We start from the raw sequence: 9,607 nt of genomic DNA on the forward strand, positions 1-9,607 counted from the left end.
ATCCGAGTCGCATAATGGAAAGGCCCGACGAAGCCTTTCGGTTCCGCCGGGCCTGGATACAGAATCTTTCGATTCTTTATTGTAGCAACGGCTCTCACCCCGGATAGCCACAACGGAGCCGATTATGCGGGAGGAAACCATGACAGGCAATACCCTTGGTCCGTTGACCTTCGGCTTCGACATAGGCATTGCCTCGGTCGGTTGGTGCGTGCTTGGCGAAAACCGCATTGTCGATATGGGCGCACGGTGTTTTGATTCCGGCGAAGACAGCGATGGAAAGCCGCACAACCAGACGCGGCGGGGCGCGCGAGTAGCCCGCAATCGACTGCACATGCGCAGATGGCGCTTGCGCCAGCTACTCCGCCTGTTCTGCGATACCGGGATCATTGATCGTCCCGATCCGAAGCTGCTCATGACACCGCCCGGCGAGGATGACCCATGGCAGTTGCGTGCCAAGGGACTGAAAGGCCCTCTCGAACCCATCGAATGGGCCTGCGTGCTGTACCACTTGGTCAAACACCGGGGCTTCGAGTTCTTCCGCAAAAGCGAACTGATGTCATCGCAAACACCCGATGCACCGCTGCCAGACACGAGCGAAGAAAAACAGGGCAAAGTAGAAACTCCCAACGAAGAAGCCGCCGCAGCCAAAGAAAAAGAGAAGCTCAACAACGCACTTAAGAAAACCAGCGATCTCCTCGAAAAATACCGCAAGCTTCTTGAAGAGTATCACCAAGTACCATTGACTGTAGGCAGTTTGCTCGTTTGGCTGGTGAAAGAGGACTACGCACGCGGTGAACCGCAACCTGACACAAGCGACCGCATAACGTCCATTCGCAACAAGAGCGGCAGCTACCGGCACGCATTTTTCCGTGCTGTACTGCGTCGCGAATTGCATGAACTGTTTGCCGCACAAACCTTACACGGCAATCCCTACACCACCTTGGACTTACCTGCCGACGGCGAATACGCACGGCACATGCTCGCCCAAGACAACTCAAAACTAACGCCAGAGAAAGCCATTCCAATTGGAAGTGAATCGCGCCCGGTAGGGCAAACGTTCCAGCAAGCGGTTTTTGACCTGTTCGATCTTCAGCATCCTCCGCTCTACGGAGAACAAATTCGCGAGATGGTCGGCAAATGCGAGTTGATAGAAGGGCAACCGCGCGCATCCAAGAACGCTTTCTCATCGGAACGCGCCACATGGCTTGAAACGCTCAACAAGCTCCGTGTTCGCCGCGACGGAAAAGAAACTCCGCTTTCAACCGAAGAACGCGCCGCGCTCATCAACCTGCCCTACGAGCCCCACAAAGTAACGCTCAAACTCGTGCGCGAAACCTTGATGGCCCGGACGGGCTTCCCCGCCTCGTGGCAGGAAGCCAGCTTCAATGTCGCGTCTTACCAAGCCAAACCGGCGAATGATGGTGCGTGGATATTCATTGCCTCCCGCGACCAGGAATTCCTTAGCCTTGCCAAGTGGGCGAGCACCAAGGAGCGGAAAGACAAGCTGAAGGAGGCCAAGAAAATGCTGATGGGCGGCATCATCACGTTCAGAGAACTGCGCAAGCAACTTGGACTCGCGGATTCCGACCGCTTTGTCAGCCGGATCAAGGACACCACCATCATCCCGCACGACAAAGAGGCATACGAACACCTCCAATTCCCATCCGATGGCAACGGACTATTTGCGCCCGGTCACTTCTTCCGCTGCATTTCCAACAATGGCAAACCCAAAGTTTTTCCGAAGATCGCATTGAAACTCGCTGCCGACCTTCGTTCACAGTCCGCCGCAACACTGGCCGACTGGCGCAAGGCCATTGCGACCATGCCAAGCATATCTGGCACATGGCAATTCGAGCATTCCATTTCAACAGAAATGGCCATCGAGCCAAAGGATGAGGCGCATACCCAAGTCCCCCTGAAGTTCGAGGATGCGCAAGCCGTGGAAGCCGACCACAAACTCGTTGAACTGAAAGGCTGGCACGCCTTGCGGCTGGCTTTGGCCGAGCGTTGTCCCGATAAATGGGCGCAGCTGCAGGTTGCCTACCAACGCCCGACCAGCGACGAAGGGCAACGCGCCGCGCATGAAATCGACGACATCGCCACCATACTGACCGAGGCTCAGACCGACCACGAAATCGAAATGAAACTGCGAGAGCGCGGCTGCACGGACGCAGAAGAAATCGATGCCCTTAAATCTGTTGGCTTCAGTAAATTTCGCAATCTGAGCCTTGCCGCGCTTCACAGGATTCTTCCCCATCTTGAGGACGGGCATGTCTACAGCAAAGCCTGCGAACTGGCTGATCTATCGCACTCCGAGAAAAAGGCGCAGGTTCGCGGCAGCAGACTGCCTCCGTTGAAGACCTGCGTCTACCAGCGCTACCGGCATGGAATGCTCACAGGACACAAGGAAAATCGCTACAAGGAACTGCTCAACCCTGTTGTCGCACGCTCCTTCAATCAGGCGCGTCTTGTCTTCAATGATCTCGTCACCAAGCACGGCTCCCCCACTTACGTCCATGTCGAAACTGCCCGCGATCTGGCGCGTTCCAAAAAGATGCGCGACAAGATCAGCAGGGAACAGGACACAAACCGCAAACGCATCGAGAGCATCCGCAACGACTTGAAGAACAAGCTGGGGCGCGAGCCAAGCGGCGAACAGCTACTCAAGAGGCGTCTCTATCTTGAGCAGAACGGACAATGCCTCTACACAGGAAGATCGCTTGAGCCATACATCGACGCGATGCTCACAAGCGACGAGAACGTCGTTGAAATCGACCATATCTGGCCGCGCTCGAAAACCTTCGACAACAGCCTCGACAATCGCGTGCTGGTGATTGCCGGCGCCAACCAGAACAAGCGAAACCAAATTCCCTACGAGTTCTTTAACGGCGCTGGCGGCGACCCGCGCTGGCGGGAATTCGAAATACGGGTTCTAGCCTGCAAAGGCATCAGCGCCGAGAAGCAGCGCCGCCTGCTGTCCAAGAGCCTGGAAGATGCCGACGAATTCCTCGCCAGAAACCTTGTCGACACCCGCTACGCCACGCGCCTGTTCTCCGCCATGTTGCGCGAACGAGTCATGTTCGCGGGAGGCGCGACACCTGAAGAACTGGAAGCCATCTCGCCGGACGACGATGGCAAAACCCGCTGGAATCGCTATCAGCGCGCCCGCGTTCGCAGTCCTCAAGGTCGGCTGGTGGACTTCCTGCGCGGCAAATGGGGATTTGCGCATCTCAAGGACAGGGAGAAGAGCGACCTGCACCATGCGCTGGACGCCTGCATCATCGCAGCTTGCTCGCCGAAGACCATCCAGCAGGTCAACAACTATTTTGCGGAAGAAGAGCAGGAGCCGGGAAAACACAGCTTCAAACGCAATTCCGACGGTACTTACACGCATCGCGCCACGAGAAAAACTCTCAGCAAGGAAGAAGCCGTAGAACGCGGCCTCTATCTGCCCGCGCCGTGGAAGCCCCGTGAGGTGATGGATGCGCTAAACAAGGTTTTCGTCTCCCGCCGCCCCAAGCGCAAATCGGCGACCGAAATTCACGATGCTAACCCGAAAGGCATGCGCTATCTGCCCGTCCCGCTTGTTCATCTGACCGAGGAGATGTTGTCTGCCGAGAAACTGCGCGAAATCACCGGGTGCCGCCGCGAGAACTACGAAACGCTGCTCACGGCATTGCAGGAGGCAAACGGCGACGCTCAAGTCGCGTTTGCCGACGGTTACGACGTCGAAGGAAAACACGGCAAGCTCAAACGCATCTACAGCATCGCCATGCCGCTATGGAGCCTGCCCGACGCTTATCGCAAGCAACGAGACAAGGAACTGACGAAAGAGAACGCCAGAAGACGCAAGGACGCGGAAAGCCGCAAGGAAGAAGCTGCGAAGCTGTACCAAAGCCTGTCGAAGACCGCGCGCAAGACCGTCCCCCTGACCAATCTCACGCAAAAAATGCTTACGGAAGCAGAACTGGGCAGCACTTTTTACCAGCGCAACAGGGAACTGATCGATGTGCTGAAAGCCCATCTGGGCGACAAGAAAGCCAAGGATGCCTTCGCCCAACCTTTCCAGCCACCGTCTGGCAAGAAAGGCAAGAAGCGGCCCGTCATTCGCTCCATCCGCCTTCCCGATACACATGGCAGCGGGATGCTGGTCCGCGGCGGCATTACCGGGCTGGGGGAAAGCATCTCCACTGAAGTTTGGATGACGGAAAGCGGCTTTTTCTTCCGGCCTCGATACCTGGTCGCCGAGGAAACCACTTTCGGATTGGAAGAGCCGCCTATAGGTGCAAGGCACCTGTTCAATTTGCGGATTGACGAGCCGATTGAGGTCGTTCTGACGGATGGCGAGATCATCCCCGGTAACGGATTCCCCGGATATTTCGTGATGTACGAGGGCGATAAGCGCATCAAGATACGAACGCATGACCGCCCGGGTAAGGGCAAGAGGAAAAAGTCAGAAGAGGAAACAGGGAACGAGGACGAGACGGACAATTCGCTCTGGCGGATTAGCATCAGCGGCGTCAAGGAACTGAAGAAATATCGCGTAGACGCACTCGGCAACTTCAAATTGGTCGCGAACGCAAATTGGTCTGGCGTAGCGTAATGATCTCGAGCCCCGCCAAACTGCGGCGGGAGCATTTCTCACTGGCCATCGAACAGGAGCAGACAGCGTTCGTGCCCTTCGAGGACATCGCCGTAATCATCCTCAACCACCGTGAGATTACCCTCACCCATCCGGTGCTTTCAGCCTGCGCCGAGTATGGTATCGGCCTCTATGCCACCGGCAGCAACCATCAGCCGGCCGGCGTGTTCCTGCCCTTCCTGCCGCACTCGCGCACCACGCGCATGATGCGTCTGCAACTCAAGATCGCCAAACCAGCCGCCAAGCAGGTTTGGGCCGGCATCGTCCGCCGCAAGATCGAAAATCAGGCCGCGTGCCTCAGGCTGGACGGCAAGAAGGGCACGGATCGGCTCGCTTCCTACGCGCGCCGGGTTCGCTCCGGTGATCCCGATAACCTGGAAGCCCAGGCCGCCGCCTTCTATTTCGCGCAACTTTTCGGCCAGGATTTTCACCGCGCCGAAGATCGCTGGACCAATGCCGCCCTGGATTACGGCTATGCGGTGCTGCGCGGCGCGATCGCACGCGGCCTTGTGGCGCATGGCCTGCATCCCACGGTAGGCCTGTTCCATGACAGCGAACAGAATGCCTTCAATCTTGCGGACGATTTGATCGAGCCCTTTCGCCCTCTGGTTGATCTGCATGTCACCAAGCATGCGGCCTTGACGGAAGGCGATCTGATCCCGGCCGACAAGCAGGCGCTGGTGGCGCTGCTCAATGTCGATGTCGCGATGCCGCAGGGGTGCATGTCGGTATTGTCCGCGATCGAGTATGCGGTGGAAAGCCTGGTGCGCGCGTACGAAGGTGACACGAAGGAACTCGACCTGCCCGGCCTGATCGGCTTGCAGCCGCACCGGCTGGAGCATTGATGTGGGCATCGAGACGAGGCGATACATGCGCTTGCTCGTCTTCTTCGACCTGCCGATGGTGACCAAGGCCGAGAAACGCGCCTATGTCCAATTCCGCCGCTTCCTTCTCAACGACGGCTACGACATGATCCAGTGGTCGGTCTATGGCCGCATCCTGAACGGGCGTGATGCTGAGACAAAGCACCTTGCGCGGCTTGTGGAAAGCCTTCCGCCGGAGGGCTCCATCCGCTGCATGACCGTGACCGAGAAGCAATATGCCGGCATGCGCCTGCTGGTCGGCCTGCCGCTATTTCAGGAAAAAAAGGTCGCGGCGTCCCAAATGCTGCTCTTCTGAATCCAAAACGAAAAAGAAAAATCCCTACCCGGCATAGGCCGGATGGGGATCAAGGTTCAGCCAGATTGTAGCTATCCGGGGTGAGAGAGGGAGCTACAACAAGCTTGGCGACTACAAACTGACCATTGCCGATTGTAGCTATCCGGGGTGAGAGAGGGAGCTACAACTGTGGTAACGCACGGAATGCAAGGCGGATGGATTGTAGCTATCCGGGGTGAGAGAGGGAGCTACAACGAACTCTCCATTCGAGCGGGACTGCCTGCCGATTGTAGCTATCCGGGGTGAGAGAGGGAGCTACAACGGGTGTCGATGCGCTCCGGCACGTTGCAGTGATTGTAGCTATCCGGGGTGAGAGAGGGAGCTACAACTGTAATGCCGCTTTGTGCTGGAGGTGATGAGATTGTAGCTATCCGGGGTGAGAGAGGGAGCTACAACAGAACTTCACCCCACCGCCTTTAACTTTGGGATTGTAGCTATCCGGGGTGAGAGAGGGAGCTACAACCGTCACGCTGACCGAAAGCACCGGCGCCGAGATTGTAGCTATCCGGGGTGAGAGAGGGAGCTACAACGGTGCAGCGGAAGCCGACGTCGCCGTAGCGGATTGTAGCTATCCGGGGTGAGAGAGGGAGCTACAACCGCCGTCGACGCGCGCCTCGATGTCGCGGTGATTGTAGCTATCCGGGGTGAGAGAGGGAGCTACAACAGTGTGCCGTGGGTGGTGTGGCCATCGTCTGATTGTAGCTATCCGGGGTGAGAGAGGGAGCTACAACAAAAGCATGACCACCACCATCACCCACCTGGATTGTAGCTATCCGGGGTGAGAGAGGGAGCTACAACTCTTGGTGTGCTCGGCTCGCTGCGGCGCGTGATTGTAGCTATCCGGGGTGAGAGAGGGAGCTACAACGCAACGGTCGGCAGGAGATCATCAATTGGCGATTGTAGCTATCCGGGGTGAGAGAGGGAGCTACAACCGATCTAGTGCAATGGGCGACGGATGCCGGGATTGTAGCTATCCGGGGTGAGAGAGGGAGCTACAACGGGACGGATGGGAACTACTACGCGCTTGACGATTGTAGCTATCCGGGGTGAGAGAGGGAGCTACAACGCGCGCGCAGTTCTTCGTCTTCCGCTTCCTGATTGTAGCTATCCGGGGTGAGAGAGGGAGCTACAACGAATGCGCACGTCCGAGCTAGTGGCGGTAGGATTGTAGCTATCCGGGGTGAGAGAGGGAGCTACAACCATTTCGGCCATCCCTCGCTCAACGTCAGGGATTGTAGCTATCCGGGGTGAGAGAGGGAGCTACAACCGGTGGTGTAGCGGTCCTGGCCGTCCTTGTGATTGTAGCTATCCGGGGTGAGAGAGGGAGCTACAACCTCAAGATGAGGGGGCGCCAAAAAACCCGGCGCCCCCTCATCTTGAGGTTCTTGCTTCGCAAGGTCAGCAAGAACATGACGATCATCCCCTCGATTCGGGACCCGTGCGAGCACGCTCGACCGATCTTTGGAAAAGTCGGCGCTGACGATACGGCGATGGGTTCAATCAGGCCCGGCGCCAGGTCGTCCCCTGCGGCCCGTCTTCGAGCACGATGCCGGCCGCCTTGAGTTCGTCGCGGATGCGATCGGATTCGGCGAAACTCCGGGCCTTCTTCGCCGTGGCGCGGGCGCCGACTTTTGCTTCGATCTCCTCGTTGCTGAGTCCGCCGGCGGGCGCGGCCTGCAGGAATGCCCGCGGATCGCGCTGCAACAGGCCTAGCACGCCGCCCAATGCCTTGAGTTGCGAAGCGAGGGCCGCGTCGCCGCGATTGGCCGCGGTCGCCAGGTCGAACAGCACCGCCATGGCTTCCGGCGTGCCGAAATCCTCGTCCAGCGCGGCCTTGAAGCGCAGCGCATGCGGCTCGCTCCAATCGACGGCGACGGCGCCATCGACGCCCTTCAGGGCGGTGTAAAGCCGAGTCAGCGCTTGGCGCGCATCGTCCAGATGGACGTCAGAATAGTTGAGCGGGCTGCGGTAGTGGGCGCGCAGGATGAAGAAGCGCACCACCTCGGCATCGTACTTCTTCAGCACTTCGCGGATGGTGAAGAAATTGCCGAGCGACTTCGACATCTTTTCGTCATCGACGCGGACGAAGCCGTTGTGCATCCAGTAGTTCACGAACTGGCACTTATGCGCGCCTTCCGACTGGGCGATCTCATTTTCGTGGTGCGGAAACTGCAGGTCCTGGCCGCCGCCGTGGATGTCGAAGTGCTTGCCGAGCAGTTGCGAGCCCATCGCCGAGCACTCGATGTGCCAGCCCGGCCGGCCCGGCCCCCAGGGCGATTCCCACTTCACTTCCGCGGGTTCGTCGTCGCGGGCGCGCTTCCACAGCACGAAATCGAGCGGGTCCTGCTTGCCGGCCATGACATCGACGCGTTCGCCGGCGCGCAGGTCTTCCAGCGACTTGCCGGAGAGCTTGCCGTATCCGTCGAACTTGCGCACGGAGTAGCAGACATCGTGGCTGCCGGCGACATAGGCGTAGCCGTTCTTTTCCAGGGTGCCGATCATGTCCAGCATCTGCGGTACGTAGTCCGTGGCGCGCGGCTCGGCGTCTGGGCGCAGTACGCCGAGCGCGCCGGCGTCTTCGTTCATCGCGGCGATGAAGCGATCGGTGAGCTGGCGGATCGTCTCGCCGTTTTCCTGCGCGCGGCGGATGATCTTGTCGTCGATGTCGGTGATGTTGCGCACGTAGTTCAGCTCATAGCCGCTGGCGCGCAGCCAGCGCGCCACCATGTCGAACACCACCATCACGCGGGCATGCCCAAGATGGCAGAAGTCATACACGGTCATGCCACATACGTACATGTCGACGCGACCCGGCTGGATCGGAACGAAAGCCTGCGTTTCGCGGGCCAGGGTGTTGTATATCTTCAGCATGGAAAAGGCTCGGACGAAGCGACGTGTTAAGCAGGAAAATGGGCGCCAAAGGCCGGCATTATCGGGCCATCGATCAAACAGGCTCAGGTTGTGGGGAGGGCAGGCTTCTTGTTAGAATCCGACGCTGAATCCCGCATGGTTTGTCCGGCGAAAACGCAGTTTCAGAGCAGGCTGACACCAGTCCCACCGGAGTCGAGCGCAGCGGCCGTCACTCAATTCATTTTCGGGCAACCGCCAACGAGAAGTATATACCATGACCCAAACCCGCCTCAGTGCCGCACGCTTTCTGGCATCCGCCGCTTCCGTCGTCTTCCTGGCGTTGGCACCGGCGGCGCAGGCCGACCCCCTGCAGGACATCGGCAAGCAGATCAAGCAGGGACAGCATGCCCAGGCGCTGGAGCAGATCGACAAATACCTCGCCGGCAAACCCAAGGACGCCCAGGGCCGCTTCCTCAGGGGCATCGTCCTCACCGAGATGAACAAGCCCAACGAAGCGATCGCGGTCTTCTCCAAGCTGACCGAGGACTTTCCGGAACTGCCCGAGCCCTACAATAATCTTGCGGTGATCTACGCCCAGCAGAAGCAGTTCGACAAGGCCAAGCAGGCGCTGGAAATGGCCATCCGCACCCACCCCTCCTATGCCACGGCCCACGAGAACCTCGGCGACATCTACGCCCGCCTCGCCAGCCAGGCATACGACAAGGCACTGCAGATCGATTCCTCGAACCCGACAGCGCAAAAGAAGCTGGCGCTGATTCGCGACCTGATGGGCACCGGCAACCGCCCGGGCAAAGCCACCAAGCCGATCGGCGATGCGCGTCCGGCGGAACCGGTCAAGGTCGCCGAAGCGCCGAAAGCCCCTGCCGCGCCGGTGAC

5 protein-coding genes and 1 CRISPR repeat array are annotated in these 9,607 nt (G+C 58.9%); of the genes, 4 read left to right on the plus strand and 1 reads right to left on the minus strand.

Annotated elements, in window-relative coordinates; all coding sequences use genetic code 11:
- The first annotated feature begins 139 nt into the window (after positions 1–139).
- From cas9 to cas2, 3 genes are read left to right on the plus strand one after another with little or no spacing between them, the layout of a single operon-like run.
- Complete coding sequence (gene cas9 / locus J0M27_RS13170) at positions 140–4,603, plus strand: type II CRISPR RNA-guided endonuclease Cas9 (RefSeq protein WP_294992361.1); 4,464 nt, start codon at positions 140–142, stop codon at positions 4,601–4,603.
- Complete coding sequence (cas1, locus tag J0M27_RS13175) at positions 4,603–5,487, plus strand: type II CRISPR-associated endonuclease Cas1 (protein WP_294992364.1); 885 nt, start codon at positions 4,603–4,605, stop codon at positions 5,485–5,487. Before cas9 ends, cas1 begins: the two co-directional genes overlap by 1 nt.
- A gap of 1 nt (position 5,488) precedes the next feature.
- Positions 5,489–5,821, plus strand: a complete 333-nt coding sequence (gene cas2 / locus J0M27_RS13180; protein ID WP_294992367.1) for a CRISPR-associated endonuclease Cas2 — start codon at positions 5,489–5,491, stop codon at positions 5,819–5,821.
- Positions 5,822–5,884: 63 nt separating this feature from the next.
- A CRISPR array of direct repeats spans positions 5,885–7,194; the repeat unit is 37 nt; unit sequence GATTGTAGCTATCCGGGGTGAGAGAGGGAGCTACAAC.
- Positions 7,195–7,360: 166 nt separating this feature from the next.
- Here the strand turns inward: cas2 and cysS are convergent.
- Positions 7,361–8,731: a cysteine--tRNA ligase gene (gene cysS / locus J0M27_RS13185; RefSeq protein ID WP_294992370.1), complete on the minus strand. Its 1,371-nt coding sequence runs from the start codon at positions 8,729–8,731 to the stop codon at positions 7,361–7,363.
- A 253-nt stretch (positions 8,732–8,984) separates the two neighbouring features.
- Between cysS and J0M27_RS13190 the strand changes: the two genes are divergently transcribed.
- Positions 8,985–9,607: tetratricopeptide repeat protein (locus J0M27_RS13190; RefSeq protein ID WP_294992373.1), on the plus strand; the 623-nt coding region annotated here is incomplete at its 3' end.

Origin of the sequence: Sulfuritalea sp., from assembly GCF_017302275.1 — a bacterium.
Classification (GTDB): Bacteria; Pseudomonadota; Gammaproteobacteria; order Burkholderiales; family Rhodocyclaceae; genus Sulfuritalea.

What these genes read in the sequence shown, in the direction of transcription:
- cas1 (WP_294992364.1), top strand. Translation starts at nt 4,603, where the DNA reads ATGATCTCGAGCCCCGCCAAACTGCGGCGGGAGCATTTCTCACTGGCC.
- cysS (WP_294992370.1), bottom strand. Translation starts at nt 8,731, where the DNA reads ATGCTGAAGATATACAACACCCTGGCCCGCGAAACGCAGGCTTTCGTT.
- cas9 (WP_294992361.1), top strand. Translation starts at nt 140, where the DNA reads ATGACAGGCAATACCCTTGGTCCGTTGACCTTCGGCTTCGACATAGGC.